The organism is Streptomyces akebiae (genome assembly GCF_019599145.1).
Lineage (GTDB): Bacteria > Actinomycetota > Actinomycetes > Streptomycetales > Streptomycetaceae > Streptomyces > Streptomyces akebiae.
In genome coordinates this window covers 9686838-9711099 of sequence record NZ_CP080647.1, presented here as the reverse complement: position 1 = coordinate 9711099, position 24262 = coordinate 9686838, and the positions used below count along the sequence as shown (strand labels likewise).

Below are 24262 nucleotides of genomic sequence, written 5' to 3'. Positions count from 1 at the left end.
CTCTCCAGCGGTGCGAAGTGAGTAAATGTACTGAGACTGCCGCGCCGCAGTCTACAACAGCGGCGCGGCAGCACGTTTCTACCAGAACTTCAGGAAATCCCCCACTTCTCCGAATACTGTCCCCGCACTGGCAATCCTGGTGTTTCCGGCACCGAAATTGCCGCCGAGGCCGCCGAAAGCGCCGGCAGATGTCGTCACACTGTGGACGATGTCACCGCGGCTGTTCCTGGTTCCGAAAGTTCCGCGGTGGCTCAGCGAGAAGGGGCCGGCGCTTCCGCCGATACCTGCCGACTCGCCTCTGACCTGGTCGATCGAGTCCGCGTTGCTCCAGACCAGACCGGCGGTGACACCGATGGAGGCTTCCCCACCCGATTGGTCCTCCTCGACCCAGGCGAAGGCGTATTCGTCGCCCACCCGCATGAAGCATCCGGAGTACTCCGCTCCCGCACCGAACATCGCGCTGCCGCTCACGCACAGGCCCGAGGTACTGCTGTACGACATGACGTAGTCGTAGCCGTCCTTGACGTCCTCCCAGGAGGGCAGCCAGCCGGTTGCCTTCTCGAACCAGTTCTTGTTGGCCTCGGCCTTCGGCTTGGGGCCGGGGTTGGGCGGAGGTACGACCTTGAGCCAGCCCGTGGGAGGCGGTGTCGACGGCAGGGTGATGTTGCGGCGGCCCGGGATGCCGCCGAGTCCGGTGGGCTTCATGCCCTTGACGAGTGTGGGCCGTCCTCCGCAGCGGCAGGCCCGGACGGGGCCCTCACCACCGCTGCTGGTGGTCTTCTTCTTGCCGCTACTGACCGGAATGCCGCCCCGGCACGTGATGCCGTACTTCTGCGGCTCCCTGCACTCGGGCACGCCGAGACCGGACGGGTCGGCGAGGGTCGACGGATTCTGGACGGCGTAGCTGTAGCCGTTGAGGGTCTGCCCCACACCGGTCTGCAGAAGCGGGTCGACGCTGATGAACTGGCCGAGCTCGGGGTCGTACTGGCGGGCGTCGACATGGGTGAGACCGGTGCCGGTATCGGTGGTCTTGCCGAGGAACCCCTTGTCGTCGGGCCAGGCGGCCCCGGTGGTGTCGCCTCTCGGTGCGCCGAAGGGGGTCGTGTAGCGCCGGGAGAACTCCTGGTTCGTGGCGTCGATGGCGAGGGTGGCCGTGCCGTGCTGGTCGGTGACGAGGTAGCTGAGTTCGTCGGCGCCGCTCTCGTTGGAGCGGACGGCGACGGTCAGGCTGCCCGAGCCGTAGTGGCGCTGGGCCCACGTGCTGCCGTCCGCTCGCAGGTGCAGTTCGGTGGCCCCCACGTACAGGACGCGCTCGCCGCCCTCCGTGGAACGGATCAGGAGCGTGCCGTCGGCCCCGTACAGGTAGTCGGTCGTCTTGCCGCTCTCGGTCAGGGTCGCCAGCCTGCCCTCGTCGGACCAGTCGAGGTCCTGGGTGGCGGTGCCGTCCGGCCGGCTGGTGGTGTTGCCGGTGCTGTCGAACTCGTAGGACCGGTCGGGGGCGGTGCAGTCGGCCTTCGTGCTGGTGCCGGTCAGGGCGTGGGGCTGGTCCGCCTTCTCGTAGCAGTAGGTCGTGGTGGTGTCGCCGGTGGAGGTGTGTTCGGTCTCCTTGGTGCGCTGACCGGCGTCGTTGTAGCCGTAGCTGGTCCAGTACGCGGACCGGCCGCCCAGGCTGCTCGCGCTGCGGGCGTCGGAGCACTTCTGCGAGGCGGGTGTCCATGCCTCGGTCAGGCGCCGGTGCCCGTCGTGGGCGAAGCACTGGGTCTCCGCCGGTGCGGTGCCGCCCAGCGTGCTGGTGTCGGCGACGGAGGTGACGTTGCCCGCCTGATCGTAGGTGTAGGCGAGGTTCTGCAGCTTGTACGGGTGGGTCTGGTCCGTGACATGGCTGCCCAGGAGCCGCCCGGTCCCCTCCTCCCAGGTGTTGGTGACGTACGCCTTCTTGTGTTCCTCGGTGTTCGCGGTGCCGATCACGAGCTGCCGGGCCTGTCCGAGGGCGGAGTAGTCGGCGTGCAGGAGGTAGCCGGTGCTGCCTCCTATGGAGCTGACCTGGCCGGTGCCGGTGTAGCCGTAGTCGACGATCTCGGAGGGCAGTCCGCCGAGCGCGGGCTCCTTGCTGTTCTGCAGCGTGCCGTCGATGTTGTAGTTGTTCTCGAATTCGAGGGTGGCCGGTGCGCCCGCCGCGACGAGCGGGTCGGAGCCCGGCAGGGACAGCTCGGTGGCGGTGGGCCGGGACAGGCTGTCGTAGGCGGTGACGGTCCTCGTGTACGCCTTGCCGGTCTTGCCGCCGACGTAGCGGGTGCTCGCGTCGGGCAGGCCCTTGAGCAAGGAGTCGTAGGTAAGGGCGGTCAGTTGGTTCGCGTCGGTCTTCGAACCGGTCCAGGTGCCGGTGACCCGGCCGATCGCGTCGTATCCGGAGAGGACGGCGCGGCCGAAGGAGTCGGTGGTGCTGATGAGCCGGTCGAGACTGTCGTACTCCAGCTCGGTCAGACCCTTGTCCGGGTCGTCGGCGCTGGTCTTGCGGCCGAACAGGTCGTAGCCGTACGACCATGTGGCGCCGTCGGGGCCGGTGACCTGGGACTGTTGGTCGTCGAGTGTGTACTGGAACGTGGTGGAGGTGTACGAGGCGGTGCCCGAGCCGCCGCCGAACTGCGGGTCGGCCGGGCTGGCGCCCGCGTACTCGCGGGTCTCGACGGTCCGTTCGCGGGCGTCGACGATGGTGCGGGTCGCCGAGCCGCCCTGGACGGCGGTGGTGGCGGTGGAGTCACCGGTGTAACTGGTGGTGGTCGACCACTTCTTCACCCCGTACGAGTGAAGGGTGCTGGTCGTGATCCGCTCCGCGCCGTCGTAGGCCGTCTCGATCTGCCGGGGTGCCTCGCCGTACTCCTCGCGCGTGTAGGTGCCGTCGGGGGTCGTGGTGCTGTCGAAGATGTCCTCGTACGTCTCATGGGCCAGGCCGCGGGTGTCGTAGCGGGTGTCGGTGAGCACCCGGCCGCCGAGCGGGGTGGGGGTCTGGGTCTGCAGCGGGCGCATCATCGAGTCGTACAGCTCGTAGCCCGTGTTGTACGTCTCGCCGTCCTTCTTCAGCTTCGAAGTGGACACCCAGGACGGTTCACTGCTGCTGATCCGGTACTTGAACGTGGTGTTCGCGCTGTAGCCGGCGGCCTTGTTCCGGTTGGGTTCCCAGACCGCCGTCAGTCGGCCGAGGGCGTCGTAGGTGGTCTCGGTCTTCTTCAGGTTTGCGTCGTACACCCGCAGAGGCTGGCCGTGCCGGTGGTCCAGGAAGCTGGTGACCTTGTGGGTCATGGGGTTGGTGACGATCGTCTTCGTCAGGGGGCCCGCGGAGACCGGGGTGTAGGCGGTGTTGGTGGTCTCTCCGGCGGCGTCGGTGACGCCGACGGGGCGGCCGAGGGTGTCGTACGTGGTGGCCGTGATCCTCTGCCAGCCCGAGGCCGCGCGCAGCCCGTCCGCACCCGCCATGGTTCCGTACCCCGTGGCGCGGCCGGTCCAGGTAGCCGCCCCCTTGGTGGGGGTCTGGGTCGCGGACCATGCGGTGGCCGAGGGGTTGTCGTAGACGGTGGCGGTGTCGGACAGCACATCGCCGCGCGTCCTGGAGTTCGCCGGCAGGTTCAGGCTCGTGTCCGCCACCGAGCAGGACTGGCCGACGGTACGGCTGCGGGAGACGAGGTCGCTGATGCCGGCGTCGGCGTTGCGGGCGTACCAGGTGCGGGTGCAGGTCTGGTCGCCCCCCTTGCCGACCTCACCCGAGTCGTCGACCGTCACCGGCATGCCGTGGTCGTCGTAGGTGGTGGTGAGCGCGCGGGCGCGCCAGGTCTTCGCCGCGGTCAGATACGCGTGGGTGGTGGACTTCCCCATACGGACGAAGCGGGCCACGTGGTCGGCGGCGTCGGAGGGCGCGCTCTGGCGCGCGGTCTCCTTCGACCACGGGTCGTTGACCTCGACGGTGATGGGCGTCGAGCCGTCGTAGGTGACGTGTTCGCGCCGCATGCCGGAGTACTGGTCGCTGTCGGTGACGCTCGCCACGCCGATCGACGGAGAGGACAGCGGGGCGAGTGAGACGGAGCGGGTGGTGCCGTCCTTCTTCTTGTCGCCGTGCATGCCCTGGAAGTAGAGCGAGACCGTCTTGGAGCGGGTCGTCTCCACGGCACCCGTGTGGACGGTGACCTGGCGGTAGCCGCGCCAGCCGGACCAGGTGCGCTCGGCCTTCGGGGTGAAGGGGTCGTCGGTGTGGTGCCAGGCGGCGCCGCTGTAGTCGTAGGCGTACTCGACGGCGTCGTTGTGGCCCGCCGGGTCCGATACGACGACGGCCTCGACCCGGTACTTGTGGAACCAGTCCACCGACGCCTCACTGGCCCCGTTGATGTTCCAGTACTTCGGGTAGCAGGAGCGGGTGTTGGTGTCTTCGGCCGCGCCCAGGACCTCACTGCGCACGCACTCCGGCGAGGACAGCGTGACGGTGGTGATCGAGCCGGTCTCCGAGGTGACCGTGGAGATACGGGGCCGGGTCAGGGGAAGGATGTCGTCGGTGCCGTCGACCCGGTTCTCCCGCCACTGGTAGGTGAACGAGATCGGGTTGAGGGCGATGGCTGTGTCGCCGGCCTTGCCTGTCCGCTTGATCGACTTCAGGGTCAGGACATGGTCGGAGGTGTCACCGATGTCCCCGCCGTCGAGGTACTCCTGCGTGAGGTCCCAGGAGTCGACCGGATCGTAGGCCCCGGCGGCAGCGTCCCACGAGAAGGTGTCGATGCCGGTCAGGCGCTTGCGGGAGAAGAACGAGGGGCCGTTGGCCAGGCAGTCGTCGTCTCCGTCGGTGCAGAGGGCGTCGAAGGGGACGTCGGGCCAGTTCTTGGCGGTGTCCTTGGTCAGCGAGGAGCAGTCCGATGCGGTGCACCGCTCGGCGTGGGAGAAGGTGACCTTGGCGTCGGCGTCGTCGGTGAACAGCGCGCCCTTGCGCAGGCCGTACTTGATCTCCTTGAGGTAACCGCCGCGTGTGTAGGAGGCGTTGGCGGTGGTGGCCTTGTTCTTCTTGTAGTGGTTGGTCTCCTTGGCATACCAGTACGTGGAGGCGTTGCCCTGGGTGTCCTCGACGTAGTCCAGGTTCCAGCGCCATGCCTGGGTCACGGCGCGGTCGGCGAAGGCGTCGCCGTTGCCGTAGCCGGGGTCGCCGGAGTCGTCGCCGAAGACGGGCACGGTCCAGGTGGAGTTGGTGCGCTGGTCGGCGGCACCGGCGAGCTTGTTCAGGCCGAAGACGTACTTGGTGCCGTCGCCGGTGATGACCGTCCAGTGCTCACCGTTGTCGTCGCCGTTGTCCGCGTCGGTGGACCGGGTCACGATCGAGGCGTCGTCGTTCTCCAGCCGCCAGGTGCTCTCCCAGGTGCCGGACACCTTCACCAGCCGCGTGGACTTGCCGTTGAGGACCAGCTGGGCGTTGTCGTACTTCCAGCAGTGGTCGAAGACGTCCTCGTGGCCGTCGTCGTCGCAGGAGCCGTAGCCTCGCTCGATGTAGGACTCGCTCAGACCGAAGCCCTCACCGACCGCGCTGCCCTGGTTGTTGGTGGTGGCGATGCGGCCGTCGACACTGCCCGAGTCGTACGACAGAGACAGTTCCGGCTCCGGACCGGCCGCCGCGGACGGCACGTTGAAGTCGTGGTTCCACGTGAAAGAACCGGAGTTGTCGCCCGCCGTCCAGGAGGAGGACTCCGACAGTTCCGTGGCCGAGTAGTCACCGGCACCCGAGGGGGACTCGCCGGCGCCGGGGTCGGCCGCGGTCACCGCGAACACCGTGGCGTCAGCAGTCGCCGCGGCACGGGCCAGTTGCGTCGAGAAGCCCTCGCCGGTGGCGGTCAGCGGAACGGAGGCGGTGACGGTGCGGTCCGCGACGTCGTTGTCGGACGCGATGGGGGTGGCAGTGCGGCACGCCGCCTTCTCGGGTGTGTCGAGCACACAGGCAGGCAGGCGTACAAGGCGCAGTCTGGAGGACCAGCCGCCGCCGACGGCCGAGGCGAAGCCGCTGTAGTCGACGGCGATCTCGGCCCGTCCGGCATGGTCGGCCTCGGCGGTCAGCAGGACGCCGGTGATCCCGGCCTGCTGGGCTGCCTTCTGGCCGAGCACGGTGATCCGGGCCGTGGTGCCGTCCTCGACACCCTGCTTACCGTCGGCCGGTGCGAGGGTGACAGGGAGGCCGCCCGGCTTCGCCTGTGCGCTCTTGCCGGTGTCCAGATCGAGGACCACGTCACCCTGCTGCGGCCAGGCTGACTGCTGTTCGGCGCGGGCCCGCCGGGCGCGTTCGGCGTCGGCCTTCTTCTCCTTGGCGACCTTGGCGCGGGCCTTCTTGGCGCCGGGCCCGTCGACCTGCCTGACCTTGCTCGCCTGTTGCTCGGGGACATCCGGCCGGCCGAGGCCCTTGTCGGCGGCCTGCGCGACCGGGGTGAGGCCGGTCGGGACGACGAGCGCGAGGGCCAGGGCCGCGACGATCGCTCCGACGCGACGTCTTCTCCCGCCCCGCACTCTTTCTGATGTGCCTATGCCAAAAGTCATGGTTGTTGGACCACCCCGTTGTTCCGAGCCGTGATAGCTGACAAGTGACATGCCAATGACCGGTGCTGTGCCGGGTGACAGGTCATGTGCTGGTCGGGTGGTGCGACGCCGCCGTTGGGGCGCCGCACCACTCCTTGCGCGCGGATCGGTCCGCGTGGATCAGTTCACGCGGATCAGATCAGTCGCCTACGCGGACTTCGACCTGCTCCGGGCTCGCCATCGCCCCCGCCCACAGGCGGACTTCAGAGACGCGAGCGGGTAGATAGTGCTTCCAGGCTCCGTTGGTGAAGCCCTTGCCGACGGCGAAGTCCCCGCTGCCCAGCTGGACGGTGAACGCCTTCGCGTCACCGTTCTGCCCATAGCCCAGATAGAGGCTGATCGTGCCGTACACCGAGTCGTAGATGCCGGTCAGCCGCACCGGACTGTCCAGGGCGGCCACTTCGTCGGAGACCACGGAGGAGAAGGTGCCGTCCGCGTTCAGGCGACCGAAGTGCCAGACGCCGACCGGCTTCGTGACCTCCTCCAGTGTCTCCTCGTCGAGCACGGTGTCCTTGCCGGTCAGCTCGTACCAGAGACCCCAGGCCGAGCCGTCCGCCGTTCGCTGGCCCAGGACCTGGCCGGTGTATCCGACGTCCTTGCTCACCAGTTTCGCGGAGTTCAGTTCGACGAGCGTGGACACGGTGAAGGGTGCGTGGTCGTAGACCAGCGGGCCCGGGGCCGTGGCCGCGTCGTCCACTCCGTCCAGGACTATGGCCTCTTCCGCGAGGGAGGCGCCGCCGGTCAGGGTCAGACTCCTGCCGTAGCCGGACGTGGTGTCCGCCACCGTCGTTCCGCTTCCCCTCGCCGCGTTCCAGTCGGCCACCAACTCGACGCCGGCGAAGTTTTCCGAGACCAACAGCTTCGTCTCGTCCGCGACCTCCTCGTGCGTCAGGACGCGCTGCCAGACCGCGACTTCGTCGATCGAGCCGGGGAAGTGGTACGTGCTGCTGCCGCTCGGAAACTTGTAACGGCCGAACTGCAGCCCTCCGGTGGACTCCCAGGAGCCCGCGCCGGTCGCCAAGGGCTGGCTCTGCCGACGGCCGTCCACGTAGAGGATCAGCTCCTCCGTGGCCGGGTCGTAGCTACCGGCAAGGTGGGTCCACACCCCCGTTTGGGCCGCGTAGACGGAGTACTTCCCTCGGAGCGTGGAGCCGTCCTGGTCAAGTACGCCGAAGAACCACTGCTTCACATCGGCGAGGTACCAGAGGACGAACGTGTTGCCCTGTCCCCCGGGCTGTGCGAGCACGGAGGCGTTCTTGCCGCCCTCGTCCAGCCGCGCCCAGGCGGAGACCGTGTAGGCGGACCGGGTCTCCAGCACCGGCGCACTGGTCTCCGCGTAGGCGGTGGTGCCGTTCAGCGACAGCCCCTTGTCGGTGACCGCCTCCGCCAGAGGCTGGCCTTCGGCGTCGTGCGTGACCAGCCCACGCCGGCCGCGGTCGTCGCGCACCGCGCCCCCGGCCAGCGTCGCGTTGTCGGCGCCGTCGGCGGTCGCGGAGTCCACCGCGGTACCGTCCGGCTCGTCGAAGTGCCAGCGGCCGACCGGTCCTTCGCCGGCGGCCACGAGGAAGTCCACCACGTTCTGCGCGCCCCAGCGACCCACCGAGTCCTTCGCCCGCACGTACACGCTGTACGTGCCGGAGCGGTCGGGCGTGATGTCCTTCGCCACGGTCGCTCCGTTGATCGGGGAGGACCAGGCCGCCGCGGTGGAGAGCTTGTACTGGTAGGCGACGTTCGAGTCACCGGTGGCCGGACCGAAGGTGAAGGTTCCCTTCTGGCCGGGACCACCACCCGCCGGACATGCCGTGTCGGTACAGCCGGAGTAGGGGCTGCCGACTGTGATCTTCGGGGCCTTGGGAGCGGTCGGGTCGACCTTGAAGTAGCACCAGCCAGTCGTCGAGGCGTTGGAGGGCCCTGCGAGGTAGCTGCCGCCGCTGTTGTAGTACGAGCGCACCCACGCCCGGTACCGGTACAGCTTCCCTTCGGTCAACGTGGACCAGGACTTGGTCAGCTTCACGCCGTCGCCGACATACCCGCTGGACGGGCTGAGCTCGCCGTTCCCGGCCGTAGTGTCCGACCAGGTGCTGTCGCTGTTCTTGTGGTCGAGGTCGTAGAAGACACGGAGCTGCGCGTCCTTCTCACCACCGGCTGCGGTCTGCGCCGTCGCGGTCAGAGCCGGGGTGGGGTCGGAGACGATCGCCGGGTCCGACTCGGCCGTCTCGCACACCGTGCCCGATCCGGTCACCAGGCCGATGCCGGTGGGCTTGGCGGGCAGGCCCACGAAGTCGACCGCCAGTACGGCATCGTTCTTGAATCGCTTCCAGGCGCTGGTGTCGCTCTCGTCGTGCGCCCGGATCTCCAGTGTGAGCCGCGAGAACTTGCCCGCCGCGAAACTCCGAACTGTGGGCGTCAGGTTCTCGTTCGTCTCCTCGGGGTTGTCGTTGAACTCGATGGGCGCGTCAGGGGAGTCCGGATCGCACAGCGAGCCGCGCCCCGCCGAGACGTGCCGATCGCCCATCAGATCCAGCGCCTTGGGCCGCGAGGACCAAGTAGTGGAGGACGAGATGTTGTTCGTGCGCACCAGATCCACCCAGCGCGGATCGCACTGGAACGCCCACGGCTCCGTCACCCGGAACGTGGCGTCCAGGACGTGCTTGCCCTTCAGGCTGGCCGGCGAGAACTCGAAGTACAGCCGCTGCACATACCCCGGTCCGCAGTAGTAGTTGCTCCAGGTACCGCACTTGCCCGCGCCCTTGCCCAGGCCGTCGTCGCCGTTGCCCCAGCCGTACGACTCGTAGCCGTCGCTGCGCAGCAGGGTGCGCTCGGACTCGCCCCAGGTCACCGTGGGGTCGATGAACAGCGGGAAGGCCGACTCCTTCGTGCCGGTGAGCATGCCGCTGTCGGGGATCACCGTCAGCGTGTCGTCGGAGAGCTTCACGTCCATCGTGGCGACCTTGTCGCCGGCGCGGGGTTCGGAGTCGTTGGAGGCCGAGGCGCCGGCCTCGGCCGGGTCCGAGCCCTGTGACGCCTCGGGGCCGGCGGCGTCCGTAGTGCCCGTAGCGCCCGTGGTCTTGCCAGTTTCCCCGGTGTCCAGGGCGGCTGTCCGCGCGGACGTGGGTCGAGTTCCCGCTGCGGCATCGACGGCGTCCGCTCCGGCCGAGTCCCACATCTGCGCGCGCGGCGCACGGAACACCCGGTTGCCGTCGTCGTCGACCGCGGTGAGGTTGCCGGTTCTGCCCTTCACGACGTCCAGAGCGGTCGTCCTCAGCGCGTAGTCGATCCTCTTGAGGTCCTCCGAGGCAGCGGCCTCGGGCGACTTGACCACCAGAACGTGCCGGAAGCCCTCCGTCGACGCCGTGACCTTGAGGTCCACGCCCGTCAGCACCTCCGGATACACCGCGTCGGCGCCGTCCAACTCGGGCTCGGGAAGCTTGTCCGGCCAGCTCAGCCCCAGAGACCGTCCTCGGTCGGATATCTTCACCAGCGGATCGGAGGTCCCACCTCCGGAGAACTCCATCTCCACCGCGGCGGCCTTGGGCGCCACAGTCCCGTCGCCACGAACCTCCAGCGTGGCATCGGGTGTGAGCCAACCCCCGTCAGGGCCGGGCACCCGCACCGGAACCGCCGACTCCTCCAACGTGAAGGTGAAACCGTCGGGGTTGGCGTACACGGTCGTACGCTCGGTCCGCTCACCGACCACCTCGACGCGCGTACCCGACTCCCTGGCCTCGGTGAGGGCCTTCTGCCCCTCCGACAACGCGGGTTCCGCCTCATCGGCCACCGCCGTCCCCGGCAACGGACCCAACGTGGCCAGCAGCGCCAGCACCACGGCCCCGGTCACACCGGGAACCAGGCCCCGCCCCTGTCTTCCCCGTCTTCCACGCACGCCTCTGACACGAATCCCCCGTCTCACAGCCACATCCCGCCCCGGCTTCCGCCGCTCGAAGTTGACTATTCGATGCATCAACCTTTGCCTAATGCCACTGTTCGTAAAACTGCCGTGATGAAGATGTGACTTATGGTGTGCCGGTGGCTTGGGGAGTCGTTCTCCGCGTCGGCAGAGGGAAGGACGAGGGCTGCGAACTCGGCAGGAGGAAGGGCCGTTGTACGGCTGCGGCCGTGGCCGTTGTTGTCAGAGGGGCCTGACACACTGCGGCCCATGACGTCACACGAGCCTTTTCACACCACAGCCCCTCGCACTCTGCGGGATCCCGATGCGCTGAGCGCCCGGCTGCTCGCTGTCAGGACGGAACCCGCGGTAAGCCCCTTGAACGACTGGGTGGAGAGACTGCGCGAACGGCTCGGCGACGCCGAGTCCGTGCCGTGGTTCGACCCCGCTGCCGGCGGCACCGAGGCCCGTAGCCTCTTTCTCCTTGAGGCACCCGGCCAGAAGTCCATGGGAGCCGAAGCTCCCCTGAGACGCACCGGCAGCGGCATCATCTCCATCGACAACGACGACCCGACGGCACAGAACTGCTGGACGCTGCGCGCCGAGGCCGGTCTGCCGTACCGGGAGTCCCTGCACTGGAACATCGTGCCCTGGTACCTGGGCACCGCGGACCGCATCGCCGCCCCCGGAAGGACGGAGATACAACGCGCGGCACCCTTTCTGCACGAGGTGATCTCCATGTTGCCCAAGCTGGAGGTGGTGGTACCGATGGGCCGCAAGGCCCAGGCCGGCTGGGCGGCCTACCAGGAGCGATACGCGCCGGCGGTCCACACGCTGACGACCTGGCACCCAAGCCCCCGGGTGTTCGCCTCACGCCCTGCGGCCCGCCAGGAGATCCTGAACGTCCTGCGCCGAGCGGCAGACCTGCTCGATGTCGACGTCCCGCCCGCCGAAGGCGACTGACGGCCGCTACGGTCGGCCAGAGGAGGGGAGAACGGCATGAGCGGAAACCGACGCGCGTTGCGCCTGCTGGAAAGAGCGTGCGCGGTCATCGCAGCGCTCTACGCGACGCTCTTGGCGTTGTCCACGAATTACGACGCCTTGCTGATCACCTACAGGAACGGCGACCTCACCCCGACGATCGCGGTCTTCACAGGGGCATGCGTCGGTTGGCTGGGTCTGCGCCTGGCGCGCTCCCGGCGACGCCCGCCGGTGCTGTGCGTCGGTGGCGTGTGCGCCGTTGGCCTGGTGGCCGTGTTGTGGTGGACGAACCACTCCACGGCGGATGAGGAGCAGGTCACGCCCACTCCGAGCACCGGAGGCTTGCGGTCTCAGCCTTCCGACAACACTCCAGGCACTGCGCCCCTTCCGGCCTCGCCCACCGCGGGGCCATGACCAGCCCGGCCCTCTAACGAGTGACGAGGAGACCACGCCCCGGGCTGTCTTCGGGGCTGGTGTCCGCAGCCCACAGGGCGAGTACGCCGCCTCCGCGCAGAAGGCCGGCAGGAACAGGCCCGACAGGACCAGACGCAGCCTGAGTGCGCTCTGTGCGGTGATCGGCTCGGTACCGCTCCGGGGGAAGTGGCGGCCCAGCATCCCGGATCGCCCTCGTCGCTCCCGGTCCGTGGGCTGCATCGGATGGTTGTTGTCCATGCTCGCTTCCCGAACGATGTCGACGGTCATTGCGCCGAGCGCCTCTTGTGCGGTTTCACACCGGGCATCCGGTTCCTTCCGCTGAGCGGTCCGAGCTCCGCGGTGCCTCCCAGCTCACGGTCGACCAGGGCCCGGCCGCAGGCGGAGGCGTAGGCGGAGGCGTAGGCGTAGGCGGCGAAGACGCCGATCTGGCAGTTCTCGGTCCGGAGGGCGGTGCCGGAGTACTGGCGCTGAACCCCGCCGGAGGTGGTGCCCTTCTTGATGAACCCGGTGTCATCGATGATCAGGACACCGTCGGCTTCGCCGAGCTTGGCGGCGACGTGTTCCTGCAGGTCGTCGCGGATGTCATCGGGCTCCCACTTCGATCCGGCGAGGAGGTGCTGCAGGCCGTCAGGGGCCTCCCGAACCGGACGTGCCCGATCTCCAGGCATCCGGCTCTCCACAAGCCCCCTCAGGCGGCCGCTGCGATCGTGGTCCCGTTGGGATCACGATCGCCGGTCGCCCAACAGTGCAGCTTGGTCTGCATCTCCAGTACCCGGCGCTCGGCCTTGAGCAGCGCGAACTCCAGCGCGTCGGTATTCACCAGCGGCCTCCCGGCATTGCAGCATCCTCCCTGCCGACTTGCTGGCCCCCTTCGCCATGCACGGAGCTTTCCTCCGCTCGGACTACTACGGGGCCTCCGCCCCACCTGCGGACCTCAGCCGGCAACGGGCCTGCCCTCGCTCTCCGGACCGGATGCCGGGAAAGCGGGGGCGACCGCAGGCGGTTCCCACGTTCACCATGTGCCGATCGGCCAGGTCGGCGTCCCGCTACTACCCCGGCAGCATCACCACGCCTACGCCGCAGACCTTCAGCGTGGTCTCTGCACCGGCAGTTGGAGACCGGCTACGGAGTTGACCACCCCTGCCGAAGCGAGCGGTCACGCACTGCACCCCGGGCCCATATCCGCCAGATTTGAGCCCGGTGCAAGACTTACGGGGCTTTACACGGGTTCCTCTTCGTACGCCTTCTGGCCTTGCTTGCCGAACCCGACGCGTCTGGCAGTACCGCGCCGTCCCGGCGTTGTCAGGGCTGCTTTCCGTCCTCACCGGCGTTCCCCCGGCTCGGACTGCCCTCAGCTTCTACCCGGCCGCTGCGACGGCCCGGCGGCAGAGGTCTCGCACCTCCACTCGGTCACAGCAGGCTAACGCCGCACCCGAGGCATCCCCAGGCCGATCCACGAGATGATCTCGCGCTGGATCTCGTTGTTGCCGCCGCCGAAGGTGAAGATGACGGCCGAGCGGTAGCCGCGTTCGAGTTCGCCGTGGAGGACCGCTCCGGCGGAGCCCTCCTTGAGGGCGCCGGCGGCGGCGACGATCTCCATGAGCCAGGCGTAGGCGTCGCGGCGGGCCTCGGAGCCGTAGACCTTGACGGCGGAGGCGTCCTGCGGGGTGAGGGTGCCGTTCTGGACGGCGCTGACCATGCGCCAGTTGAGGAGTTTGAGGGCGTCGAGCTTCGTGTGGGTCTGGGCCAGGCGGCGGCGTACCCAGGGGAGATCGACGACCCGGCTGCCGTCGGCGAGTTTGGTCTCCATGGCCCAGCGCTGGACGTTGTGCAGGGAGCGGATGGCCATGGTGCCGTGGGCGGCGAGGGTGACGCGTTCGTGGTTGAGCTGGTTGGTGATCAGCCGCCAGCCCTTGTTCTCCTCGCCGACGCGGCGGGAGACGGGGACGCGGATGTTCTCGTAGTAGCTGGCGGTGGTGTCGTGGGAGGCGAGGGTGTTGATGAGGGTGCAGGAGTAGCCGGGTTCCGTGGTCGGCACGAGGAGCATGGTGATGCCCCTGTGAGGCGGTGCGTCGGGGTCGGTGCGGGTCGCCAGCCACACCCAGTCGGCCGTGTCGCCGTTGGTGGTCCAGATCTTCTGTCCGTTGACGACGTACTCGTCGCCGTCCCTGACCGCGCGGGTCCTCAGCGACGCCAGGTCCGTGCCGGCGTCGGGTTCGCTGTAGCCGATGGCGAAGTCGATCTCACCGGAGAGGACGCGCGGCAGGAAGTAGGACTTCTGCTCCTCCGTGCCGTACTGCATGATCGTCGGTCCGACGGTGTTGAGCGCCATCAGCGGCAGGGGGACGCCGGCCTGGGCGGCCTCGTCGAAGAAGATGAACTGTTCGATGGCGGTCAGGCCGCGTCCGCCGTACTCCTCGGGCCACCCCACGCCGAGCCAGCCGTCGCCGCCGAGGCGGCGGATGGTCGCGCGGTAGAAGCGCTTCTGGGCCGCGGGGTCGGCATGACGGGTGTTGGCGCCGTCCGGGACCAACTCGGCGAAGTAGGCGCGCAGTTCGGTGCGCAGCCGCTGCTGCTCGGGCGTGTATTCGAGGTGCACGGCGCCTCCAGGCTCCCCAAGGCCGACCTGACGGCGCACACGCTAGAACGTGTTCCAGTAATTGGGAACAGTCGGGGGCGGCCCCCTTTCTCGGCACGCCGGGTACCAGGCAGTGGCTCAGCGGAGGATGGCGAGGAAGTCCGTGCAGGCCTGGGCGCACTCGCGGCAGGACTTGGCACCGTCCTCGGCGCCGGGGGTGTCGTCGAAGACGCGGGCGCATTCCAGGGCGACGGTCCGGCACCACTCCACCTGGAGGCGGATGGCGGCCTCGTCGAGGCTGGTCTGCTCGGAGAGCACCCTGCACGTGGCGTCGCACACCTCCGCGCACATGATGCCCTTGCGGCGCATCTTCTCCTGGTCTTCGGGGCCGTCCGGATCGGCGAGGCTCGCCCTCAGCGCGCACGCACGCGCACACTCGGTGCAGGCCTGCGCACACGCGAAGCGGTCCTCTAGGAACCGGATGAGTTCCTGGTGGGATGTCGTCGTCGAGGTCACCACGGGCGGGTAGCCGGAGGCGCTCCCACCAAACACGGGGCGCGACACCCGCCCCGCACGCGGTTCGACTGATTCCGTTTCCCCCGGCGCGAGGCAGGGCACCCGTCCGCTCCCGGACCGCTCGTGCGAAACGGGCCGGTTCACTCGAAATTTTGGGGGTATTCATCCCATATGAACATGGAATGGACTGATATAGCCGCAGAGCGCAGTGTACTGGGCGGTATCGCACCGTTCCTGGCAGGCGTCGTGGTGGTGGCCATGCTGATCGGCGCACTCTGGCTGGGCGCCCGCGTACGCGCCCGCGAGCCGCGCCGCCCGCGCCCCGACGAGCAGCCGCGGATCCCCGAGGGGGGCCCTGTTCACGAGGAGAGGCTGCTCCGCGAACCGGACGAGATCCCCCGGAGCGACCGCCGGCTGACCCCGTACGAGGTGCACGGCAACCAGGGGACCCGACCGAGCCCGGACAAGAAGCGGCCGCGCTGGGGCAAGAACAGCAGCGGCGGTTTCGGCAGCGGCGGCCTCGGCGCCCACTGACACCGACAGCTTTTCGGGCGCTCCCCCTGCCGCGCGCAGGGGGAGCGCCCACTGCTGCGCGCGGCCCGGGGGCTACGACGACCGGAGATCGGTGTCGAGCGGCAACCCCGTGTAGTTCTCGGCGAGTTCGGCCGCGGCGTGCCGTGAGGTGGCGACACGGTCGAGCTGGGAGAGCTGGAGCCGGGTCTCGAACGGGGACTGCCCCGGGTCGGCGTGGAGGGTCGTGGTCATGAAGTAGGAGAAGTGCTCGGCCCGCCAGACCCGGCGCAGACAGGTGTCGGAGTAGGCGTCGAGCAGGTCGGTCGAGCCGGTCTCCTTGAGTCGGGCGAAGGCGCGAGCCAGCACGATGACGTCGGTGGCGGCCAGGTTGAGGCCCTTGGCGCCGGTGGGCGGCACGATGTGGGCGGCGTCCCCGGCCAGGAAGAGCCGGCCGTGACGCATCGGCTCGGTGACGTGGCTGCGCATCGGCAGGACCGCCTTGGACGTGATCGGTCCCCGCTTGAGCCGCCAGCCGGGGTGGGCGGTGAGCGCGAACCGGGCGTCCAGTTCGTCCCAGATCCGTTCGTCGGACCAGTCGGCCGGGTCGGTGCCGTTCGGGACCTGGAGGTAGAGGCGGCTGACGGACGGCGACCGCATGCTCGCCAGCGCGAAGCCGCGCTCGGAGTGGGCGTAGATCAGTTCCTCGTAGACGGGCGGGGCGTCGGCGAGGATGCCGAGCCAGGAGTAAGGGTACGTCCGCTCGTACGACGTCCGGACACCCTCGGGGACCGCGTCCCGGGCCACCCCGTGGAAACCGTCGCACCCGACCACGTAGTCGCAGGTCAGCGTCTGCTCACGGCCCTCGTGGGTGTACCGGATCACGGGCCGGTCGGTGTCTGCCCCCTCCACCGCGTGCACCTCCGCCTCGAACAGCAGAGGTCCGCCGTCGGTGAGCTGGAGGGCGATGAGATCCTTGACCACCTCGGTCTGGGCGTAGACCCAGACCCGGCGGCCGCCGGTCAGCTCGGGGAAGTCGACGCGGTGGGCTCGGCCGCCGAAGCGCAGCTCGATACCGTCGTGGGGGATGCCCTCGGCGTCCAGCCGTGCGCCCGCCCCGGCGGAGCGCAGGACGTCGACGGTGGCCTGCTCCAGGATTCCCGCGCGCTGGCGCTGCTCGACATAGGTGCGGTCCTTGCGCTCCAGAACCACACTGTCGATTCCCGCGTTGTGCAGCAGGCGGGCCAGCAGCAGCCCCGCGGGGCCGCCGCCGATGATGCCGACGGTGGTGTGCATTGAGTACTCCTCGTCGTTGAGGACGAGCCGTGTCCCGTCCTCCGGGCCCCGACCTTGTTCGCCTGGTGAACATCACTTCACTTATCGAGGACGAGTCTGCGCCGGACCGGTCCGCCTGTCAACGGTCACACTCCCCCATCGGCCGGGGTGAGGAAGTGGAAACCGGGCCGCGGATGCATCAGGAAATCGTGGTGCGAGATGTTCCAGGCGTACGCGCCCGCGAGGGCGAAGGCCACCCGGTCCCCCGCACGCAGCCCGGGAGCGCGGGTGTCCCGGGCGAGCAGGTCCTTCGGCGTGCAGAGCTGTCCGGTGAGGCTGACGTACTCCCCCTCGGCCGCCGGGCGCGGCCAGGGGTGGGGCCACTCCTCCACCGCCAGCACCGAGCACGGCTGGTCGTGTCCCTTGGTGGCCGGGGTGCGCAGATGGTGCGTGCCGCCCCGGACCACGGCGAACTCCTCGCCGTGGCTGCGCTTCACGTCCAGCACCTCGGTGGCGTACCAGCCGCAGTACGCGGTGAGCGCGCGGCCGGGTTCGATACGCAGCGTCAGCTCCGGGTGGCTGTCGACGAGTTCGGCCAGTCCTTCGCCGTACGCCTGCCAGTCGAAGCGGCTCTCGGGGCGCGTGTAGTCGACGGCCATGCCGCCGCCCACGTTCACCTCGGCGACCGGTACGCCCAGGCCGGTCGCCCACCGCACGATGGAGCGGGCCACGGAGAGTTGTCGGGATGCGTCGAGTCCGCTCGCCAGGTGGGCGTGGACACCGAGCAGTTCGAGGTGCGGGTGGGTGCCGTCCGTGAGGGGGCGGAGCACGTGCGGTGCCCGTGTGGGATCCAGGCCGAACGGGGTGGGCCGTCCGCCCATCGCGAGCGAGCTGCCCGCGAGCGAGCCGTCGGCCACCGCGAGGTTGAAGCGGAGCAGCACCCCGACCCGCGTGGGCGGCGCCACCCGGCGTGCCAGCTCGGCGAGCACACGCAGATCGTGCTCGCTCTCGACGTGGAAGCGTTCGACCCCCCGCTCCAGAGCGGTCCGGATCTCGTCGGGGGTCTTGCCGGGCCCGCCGAAGGCCAGGGGGCGGCCCGGGACCGCCTCGGCGACATGGGCGAGCTCACCGCCGGAGGAGACCTCGTAGCCGTCGACGTACGGGCCGAGCGCGGCCAGGATCTCCGGCTCCGGGTTGGCCTTGGCCGCGTAGTACAGCTCGACCCGCTCGGGCAGCGTGCCGCGCACCTGTGCGGCGTGCTCCCGCAGGGCCGTCAAGTCGTAGACGTAGGCGGGCAGTTCGGTGGGCGACAGGGTCAGGACGCGGTCGCGGACGGCGGGGGTGGGGGTGGGAAGGGTCATCGGGGGCTCCTGGCTCATGACGTGCCCGTGGCTCGTCCGGGGCTCGTGGTTCACCGGGGGCTCCAGCGCAGGACGTCCTCGGCGAGGGGTGAGGGGAGACGGACGTAACCGGCCTCGCGGTCGGCCTTGCGTTCCCAGCGGGTGAGGAGGTTGGTCTTGGCGGGGAGCGGGACGCCCGCGAGGAGGGCCGCGAGGCGGGGCGGGCAGCCCTCCTCGTCGGCATAGCCCCGGATGGTCGCCCGGACCGCGGCCCACAGGTCGGCCTCGGTCTCCGGGTGCAGGTCGGCCAGCGCGGCGAGCAGTTCGGCGACGTGGTTGACCAGCAGGCAGTACACGACCCGGTCCCAGCCGCGCTGCGCGTCGTACGACATCGGACCGGCAACCTCGGGCGGGAGCGCGGCGAGGGTGTCGGCGTGGTGGTCGGGGACGAGCTTGGTGCCCTCCAGGTCGCGGAAGAGGACCTGGGCGGGCATCCCGTCGCCGTCGACACAGATCAGGACGTTCTGCAGATGGGGTTCCAGGACGAGGCCGTGGTCGAAGTAGGCGGAGAGCACGGGCGGGACGAGCAGGCGCAGGTACGCCCGCCACCAGTGCAGGGCGGTCCGCGGGCCGGCTCCGTCGAGGAGGCGGGAGACGTGCGCGGCGCTGGTGGGGTACTCGTCGGCGACGGCGGCCGCCAGCAGCGGGGTCGTGCCCGGCAGCAGCCGCCGGGACAGGCCCTCGCGGACGATGACACCGAAGCCTTCGAGGAGGGCCCGGTCGGGGGTGCCGTCGGGGCCGGGGAGGGCGAGGCTGCGGTAGGCGGGTTCGCGGAGCATCGCGCTGCCGGGGAAGCGGGTCTCCAGGTCGGTGAGGGCGGGGGCGAGCACACGGGTGAGGGCGACGGCGCCGGAGAGTTCGTAACTGGCGTTCTTGCGAAGGCAGTTGGTGATGCGGACGTTGAGGCTGAACTTCAGGAAGGAGTCGCCGTCGAAGAGGGTGCGGACGGAGGCGGTGGCCGCGTACTCCCGGCCGCCGGGTCCCAGGTCGAGGATGTCGCCGCAGCCCAACGCCTCCCGCAGCAGCCGGTGTTCGCGGAGCATCGCGTACTGCCAGGGGTGGGCGGGCAGCAGTCGGTAGCCCTCGGGGACGTCACCGTGTTCCCGGTCGAACACGGCCGTGGCGCCCGCCTCGGCGGTCTCCTCGGCGATCAGGTGGTCGCGTACGGCGAGGTGGCGCAGCGGGAAGGCGGCGCCGGCCTCGGGGGCGTACGACTGCCAGGCATCCGCGTCGCCCGTGCGGGCCTTGGGGGTGGGGTGGAAGCGGTGGCCGAAGAGCAGGGACTGCTCGGAGGCGAGGTAGTCCGGCAGCCCGTGGGGGGCGCTGTCGTGCGGGCCGGGCGTGGCGGCACCGCGGCCGGTGGGCCCGCCGGTCCCGCGGGCCGCGAGCGCGGTGGCCACGGTGCGGTGGCTGGAGTCGATCTGGTCCAGGAACTCGTCGTTGCGGACGCCGGTGCGCAGGGACAGTTCGTCGTGGGTGTACTCGGCGAGGCGGCGCCAGTCGAGCACGGTCCAGCCGGTGTGGGACTGCTCGTGGACGGGGCCGGTGAAGCGGTGGGCGCCCAGGAGCGACCTGCGCCGCAGGGCGACCCGGAGGAGGAGGCCGCGGCGGGGCAGGCGCAGCAGGAGGTGACCGTCGATGACGGCGGTCTGGTGTTCGGGGCCGGACACCTCCCGCAGCAGGCAGTTGAGGAGGGTGTGGACCACCGCGTCGTCGGCGGTGGGCAGGTGGGTGGTACCGAGCGAGTCGGCGAGCGGGGACATTCAGTGGCTCCAGCGGGTACGCGGGTGTGGGGGCAGGAGGGTCGCGAAGACGGTGAGGGCGGCCATGCCGCCGCCTATGAGCACCGGTGCGGCGGGCCCGAACCGGGCGCTGCCCACGGCGGCGGTCACTCCGGCGGCGACGGCGCCTGCCTTGGAGAAGAACTCCAGGGAGCCGAACATCCCGCCGGGAGCACGGCCCCGGGCGCAGTCGGCGGCCAGGACCGACAGGCCGACCATGCCGAGGGTGAGACCGGCACCGAGGAGCAGCCGTACGGCGACGAGGGTGGGCAGGGTGTCGGCGACGCCGTGTCCGGCGAGACCCAGGGCGATCAGCGCGAACCCGAGGGCGATGCCGTGCCGGGGGCGGGTGTGCACGGCGCGGTGCACCGCCAGGGCCGTGAGCAGGTAGCAGAGGTGCGGCAGGGCGAAGAGCAGGCCGGACAGGGCGGCGGAGGCGCCGGGGAGGCGTTCCTCGACGAGGGCGATGAGATAGGGGAAGGAGATCACTGTGGAGAACACGAAGGCGAACTCCAGGGCGTAGAGCCGGCGCAGCGCGGCGCTGGGGGCGGCGCCGGCGGCCTCCGCCTCTCGTTCCGCCGTCTCCTCGGCCTCGGGCGGTTCGGGCAGCGCGGCCAGCAGCAGGGCGGCGGCGAGCGGGAGCACCGCGAGGAGGGCGTACTGGCGGTGCGGGGACAGCCACGGCGACAGTGTGCCGACGACGATCGGCGCGAGGACGAGGGCGGCCCGCGCGCTGCCCTGCATCAGCGTCAGCGCCTTCGACAGTCGCGGGCCGTCCAGGGCGGCACCCAGATAGCCGTTCGAGGCGGCGAAGGTGCCGCCCAGGATGCCCTGGAGGACCAGCGCCACCGTGAACATGGGGAGCGAGTCGGCGCAGCCCGCCAGCAGGAAGGAGACGGCGAGGCCCAACTGGGCCCGCAGCAGCAGCCGTTTGCGCCCGAAGCGGTCGGCGAGCCGCCCCCACAGGGGTGCCGCGAGCGCGCTGAACACGGTGGGGACGACGTACAGGACACCCGCCCAGCCGGCCGCGCGGTCGCCCAGTTCGGGCAGTATCTCGGTGAAGTAGGGCGGCAGCCCCAGGGCGGCGAACGACGCCACGAAGTAGCAGGCGGCCACGGCGTGCACCTGCCGGCGGCCGAACGCGGGGCGCGAGACCGCGAGCGCCTCGGCGGTCATGGCGAACCACCTTCCTCCAGGAGGTAGTTGGGCCCGGTGGTGTAGTGCTTGTTGATGTCGGCGGCGCCCGAGCGGGCCTTGCTGAGCAGGGTCCCGGCGGTCACCATCGCCTTCACCGGAAGCTCGGGCGCGTTCAGCACCCGCTCGCGCAGGACGACGGCCGCGTCGCCGCCGAGCCGGTCGACGGCCTCGGTGAGACGGTCCCGGACGAGACGCAGCAGCTCGGCCAGCGGGGCACGGCCGTGCCGGGCCAGGCCGAACGCGTAGGCGCCGGCGCACAGATGGACGGTGACGGTGGTGAAGAGGTCGGCCACCGCGCGGTCGTCGGTGGTGAAGGTGCGGGTGTCGTCGAAGCCCAGGCTTGCCCCGTCCGCACCGAGCCTGGCGGTCAGGCGGGCGCGGTTGACGCGGGGCCCGTCGTTGTCCTTCAGCAGCAGGCGCAGGTCGCCGGGGTCGGGGCCGAACACCAGGGAGACGTTCTGCTGGTGCGATTCCAGGGCGATGCCGTAGCCGAAGAGCGTGGTCTGCCAGTCGAACAGCAGGGTGAGCACGGCGTCGAGCAGCGCGATCGGGTCACCGGCGTGGAAGCGGTCGGCGAGGTGGTCGACGACCAGTCGCCCGCCGGGGGCCTCGGCGAGGAGAGCGGCCATGGGGACGACGGCGCAGTCGCCGAGGTCCGTCGGGTAGCGGCGGCACAGGACGGCGAGGAGTTCGTGTCCGGCGTGCGCGTACACCGTCTCGTCGGCGTGCAGCACCCGGCCCCGGAGGCGCGGTTCTCGGTCGGTCACCTGCGCGAGCAGCCGTTGTCCGGCGGCGCCGTCGACGAGGGTCCCGGGCTTGATGGACCGCTTGTTGCGCAGGCCCAGGGTGGCGGTGGCCAGGGGGAGTTTGAGGTGCAGGGAGGGAGCGGCGGTGGGTGCGACCGTACGCATCGACAGGGTGGGTACGACGGGGAGGTACGGCCGGTCGGCGAGTACGGCCCGGTCCGCGAGCCCCGCCTCGCGCAGTGCCGCGTCCAGGGGCGCGCCGACGGTCGACGGGTGCACGGGCAGGGCGACATGGGTGTGGTCGAGGCCCGCGAGTCCGAGCCCGGAGGGGGTGGGCCAGCCGTCCGGGAGGTCCCCGGCGACGGTGACGGACTCCCTGGGGAGGGCGAGCCACCGGAGCGCGAACGTCGGGTGGAACTCGGGCGCGTAGCGGCGCAGTTGCTCCTCGTCCAGGCCGGAGCGGCCGCGTGCGGTCGGGTAGACCGGGTGGTCGAGGCGCGCGGCGAGCGTCTCGTACGCCAGGCAGCCGGTCAGCCCCGTCCAGTCGGCGAGGTCGGCGCCGTACAGCTCGGTGAGCCCTTCGGCGATCTCCTGCGCCGTCGCCTGGTGCAGCCGCATCGTCGCGAGGGTCTGGCGGCACTCCTCGGCGAAGGCGTCGAAGCCGTCGCGGTCGACGGGGTCGGCGAGGGCGCGCAGCGCGGCGAGGACGGTGTCGCAGGTGGGGAGGCGGGTGCCGTCCGACTCCCGGACGATCAGGGGCAGTCGGGCGGCGAAGGTGTGCTGGAAGCCGTCCTCGGTGACCGGGAGGAGGAGGGCGTCGCCGTCGGGGGTGGGCAGGCGCAGCCAGGGGCCGTCCGGGCGGTCGAGGGGCGTACCGCGGGTGCGCAGGCCCACGACGTCCTCGCGGAGGAGCGCGCCGAGCACACGGGTGAGCAGCTCGGCCTCGGTGGCGTCCGCGGTCGTGGCCGTGGCGCCGTCCTCGGTTCCGGTTCCGGTGCCGGGGGCGTGCATGGGAGCGGCGGCGAAACCGGTCTCGGGGGTGCCTCCCGGGGCGCCGGGGGCCGCGGCGGACCCGGGGGTGCCCTCGGGCGCTACGGCGGTCACGGCTGGATCTCCCAGCGCCGGTCGGCGAGGAAGCCTACCACCGCCCGGTCCACGCTCTGCTGAGCGGTGCCGGTGGCTCGCAGGACGCCGAGGTAGTCGCGGTTGGTCCCGTACAGCTCGTGGTGTTCGCCGGGTGCGCGCAGCGGGCGGTACGTCAGACGCACGCCGTCGACGGTGACGTCGGTCGCGGCGGGGGCGGTGACGAGAGTGCCGGCCCGGTCGGCGCAGGGGTACTCCAGGCGGGCCGCGCCGTCGCGCCGGATGCCCAGGTCGGCGGGGAGCGGATCGCCGAGGTGGGTGCGGAGGATGTGCTCGAACAGCGGGATGTCGAGGAGCTGGGCCAGCAGCAGATCGCACTGGTCACCGATGGCACGGTAGTTGACCTCGATGACGCGGGCCCGGCCGTCGTGGACGACGAACTCGGTGTGACAGGCTCCGAACCCTACGCCCAGCGCGTCGAGTTGGGCGAGCACCTGCGCGACGACCGGTTCGGGGTGGGCGGGGACGAAGGTGAGCCGCTCCTCGATGAAGTACGGCGGCGGGGACAGCTCCGTGTGGAATCCGCCGAGCACATGCCGCACGCGCCCGTCGCCGAGGGTTTCCAGGGTGTACAGCTCCCCGGGCAGGTACTCCTCGACGACCAGGGTGGCGCCGGGGCGCCGGCCCAGGATTTCCCCGGCGCGCGCCACGAGGTCCGCGGCGGTGTCGACGAGCACGACGTCCTCGCTTGCCACGCCTTCGCGGGGCTTGACGACACAGGGGTACGGGGCGTCGACGACGAGAGGGCCGGTGAGGTCGGCCGGAGCGGTGATCTCCTCGGACCATACGGCGTCCACGCCGGCCGCGGCGAGGTGGCGGCGCATCTCGCCCTTGTCCTTGGTGCGCAGGGCGGCCCGCCAGTCCTTGCCGGGGAGGTCGAAGTAGTGGGCGGCGAGGGCGGCCTGGGTCTGGAGGTGGTCGCTGTTGGTGAAGATCGCGTCGGGCCGGTGGTGGGTGGAGATCCGGCTGATGACGGCGCGGTGGTCCCGTACGTCGCAGCCGAGGACCTCGATCCCGGGGTGCTCCGGGCGGGCAGCGCGGTGTGCGTCGGGCTGGTCGGTGAGGAGGGTGACGTCCAGGCCCAGCCGGACGGCGGCGGGCAGGAAGCCCTCGGTGACGGAGTCGGTGGGGTTGAGGGCGAGCAGGTACAGGCGCATGGGGTGGTGCACGGCTTCCGCTAGCGGGTGGGGGGGTGGGGCGGGGCGGGCCCGTCTCGTGGTGGG

Annotated in this window: 14 protein-coding genes and 1 pseudogene; 3 read left to right on the top strand and 12 right to left on the bottom strand. The window is 70.5% G+C overall.

Features of this window, described 5'->3' with window-relative positions:
• Positions 1–78: 78 nt before the first annotated feature.
• Entirely contained in the window at positions 79–6552 is a 6474-nt protein-coding gene (locus K1J60_RS42030) for an RHS repeat domain-containing protein (RefSeq protein ID WP_220650808.1), read from the bottom strand.
• A gap of 178 nt (positions 6553–6730) precedes the next feature.
• Positions 6731–10429, bottom strand: a complete 3699-nt coding sequence (locus K1J60_RS42025) for a LamG domain-containing protein (protein WP_398684041.1) — start codon at positions 10427–10429, stop codon at positions 6731–6733.
• A 426-nt stretch (positions 10430–10855) separates the two neighbouring features.
• On the opposite strand from K1J60_RS42025, the gene K1J60_RS42020 reads away from it, so the two are divergent.
• Together K1J60_RS42020 and K1J60_RS42015 are read left to right on the top strand one after the other, a co-directional pair.
• A complete protein-coding gene (locus K1J60_RS42020) occupies positions 10856–11440 on the top strand; it encodes a uracil-DNA glycosylase (protein ID WP_220650807.1) in 585 nt (194 codons plus the stop codon).
• 36 nt (positions 11441–11476) lie between these two features.
• Positions 11477–11872 carry a hypothetical protein gene (locus K1J60_RS42015; protein ID WP_220650806.1) on the top strand — a complete coding sequence of 132 codons (396 nt, stop codon included), beginning with the start codon at positions 11477–11479 and terminating at the stop codon, positions 11870–11872.
• A 368-nt stretch (positions 11873–12240) separates the two neighbouring features.
• On the opposite strand, the pseudogene K1J60_RS42010 reads toward K1J60_RS42015, so the two are convergent.
• The 4 genes and pseudogenes from K1J60_RS42010 to K1J60_RS42000 form a co-directional block, all read right to left on the bottom strand.
• Positions 12241–12528, bottom strand: a pseudogene (locus K1J60_RS42010) (transposase); the annotation flags it as partial.
• Positions 12529–12581: 53 nt separating this feature from the next.
• The gene (locus K1J60_RS46495; protein ID WP_259408156.1) at positions 12582–12713 is read right to left on the bottom strand and encodes a hypothetical protein; all 132 of its coding nucleotides are present in this window, start codon (positions 12711–12713) and stop codon (positions 12582–12584) included.
• Between the two features lie 600 nt (positions 12714–13313).
• Positions 13314–14492, bottom strand: coding sequence for an acyl-CoA dehydrogenase family protein (locus tag K1J60_RS42005; protein ID WP_220650805.1), 1179 nt, complete (start codon positions 14490–14492; stop codon positions 13314–13316).
• Positions 14493–14609: 117 nt separating this feature from the next.
• Positions 14610–14987 (bottom strand): ferredoxin, encoded by a 378-nt coding sequence (locus K1J60_RS42000; protein ID WP_033526372.1) that lies wholly within the window; start codon positions 14985–14987, stop codon positions 14610–14612.
• 171 nt (positions 14988–15158) lie between these two features.
• Between K1J60_RS42000 and K1J60_RS41995 the strand changes: the two genes are divergently transcribed.
• The gene (locus K1J60_RS41995) at positions 15159–15521 is read left to right on the top strand and encodes a DUF6479 family protein (RefSeq protein WP_220650804.1); all 363 of its coding nucleotides are present in this window, start codon (positions 15159–15161) and stop codon (positions 15519–15521) included.
• Between the two features lie 72 nt (positions 15522–15593).
• On the opposite strand, the gene K1J60_RS41990 is transcribed toward K1J60_RS41995, so the two are convergent.
• The 6 genes from K1J60_RS41990 to K1J60_RS41965 form a co-directional block, all read right to left on the bottom strand.
• Positions 15594–16793, bottom strand: coding sequence for a 4-hydroxybenzoate 3-monooxygenase (locus K1J60_RS41990; RefSeq protein ID WP_220650803.1), 1200 nt, complete (start codon positions 16791–16793; stop codon positions 15594–15596).
• 125 nt (positions 16794–16918) lie between these two features.
• A complete protein-coding gene (locus tag K1J60_RS41985; RefSeq protein ID WP_259408155.1) occupies positions 16919–18133 on the bottom strand; it encodes a type III PLP-dependent enzyme in 1215 nt (404 codons plus the stop codon).
• A 50-nt stretch (positions 18134–18183) separates the two neighbouring features.
• A complete protein-coding gene (locus K1J60_RS41980; RefSeq protein WP_220650801.1) occupies positions 18184–19935 on the bottom strand; it encodes an IucA/IucC family protein in 1752 nt (583 codons plus the stop codon).
• Complete coding sequence (locus K1J60_RS41975; RefSeq protein WP_220650800.1) at positions 19936–21129, bottom strand: MFS transporter; 1194 nt, start codon at positions 21127–21129, stop codon at positions 19936–19938.
• A complete protein-coding gene (locus tag K1J60_RS41970; protein WP_220651953.1) occupies positions 21126–22907 on the bottom strand; it encodes an IucA/IucC family protein in 1782 nt (593 codons plus the stop codon). The genes K1J60_RS41975 and K1J60_RS41970 overlap by 4 nt, the downstream gene beginning before the upstream one ends.
• An 89-nt stretch (positions 22908–22996) precedes the next feature.
• A complete protein-coding gene (locus K1J60_RS41965) occupies positions 22997–24196 on the bottom strand; it encodes an ATP-grasp domain-containing protein (RefSeq protein WP_220651952.1) in 1200 nt (399 codons plus the stop codon).
• Positions 24197–24262 lie beyond the last annotated feature (66 nt).

Excerpts from the sequence above, each read along its gene's own strand:
- K1J60_RS41980 (WP_220650801.1), bottom strand. The coding sequence starts at position 19,935 with ATGTCCCCGCTCGCCGACTCGCTCGGTACCACCCACCTGCCCACCGCC.
- K1J60_RS41965 (WP_220651952.1), bottom strand. The coding sequence starts at position 24,196 with ATGCGCCTGTACCTGCTCGCCCTCAACCCCACCGACTCCGTCACCGAG.
- K1J60_RS41995 (WP_220650804.1), top strand. The coding sequence starts at position 15,159 with ATGAACATGGAATGGACTGATATAGCCGCAGAGCGCAGTGTACTGGGC.
- K1J60_RS42015 (WP_220650806.1), top strand. The coding sequence starts at position 11,477 with ATGAGCGGAAACCGACGCGCGTTGCGCCTGCTGGAAAGAGCGTGCGCG.
- K1J60_RS41975 (WP_220650800.1), bottom strand. The coding sequence starts at position 21,129 with ATGACCGCCGAGGCGCTCGCGGTCTCGCGCCCCGCGTTCGGCCGCCGG.
- K1J60_RS42030 (WP_220650808.1), bottom strand. The coding sequence starts at position 6,552 with ATGACTTTTGGCATAGGCACATCAGAAAGAGTGCGGGGCGGGAGAAGA.
- K1J60_RS41990 (WP_220650803.1), bottom strand. The coding sequence starts at position 16,793 with ATGCACACCACCGTCGGCATCATCGGCGGCGGCCCCGCGGGGCTGCTG.
- K1J60_RS41985 (WP_259408155.1), bottom strand. The coding sequence starts at position 18,133 with ATGACCCTTCCCACCCCCACCCCCGCCGTCCGCGACCGCGTCCTGACC.
- K1J60_RS41970 (WP_220651953.1), bottom strand. The coding sequence starts at position 22,907 with ATGCACGCCCCCGGCACCGGAACCGGAACCGAGGACGGCGCCACGGCC.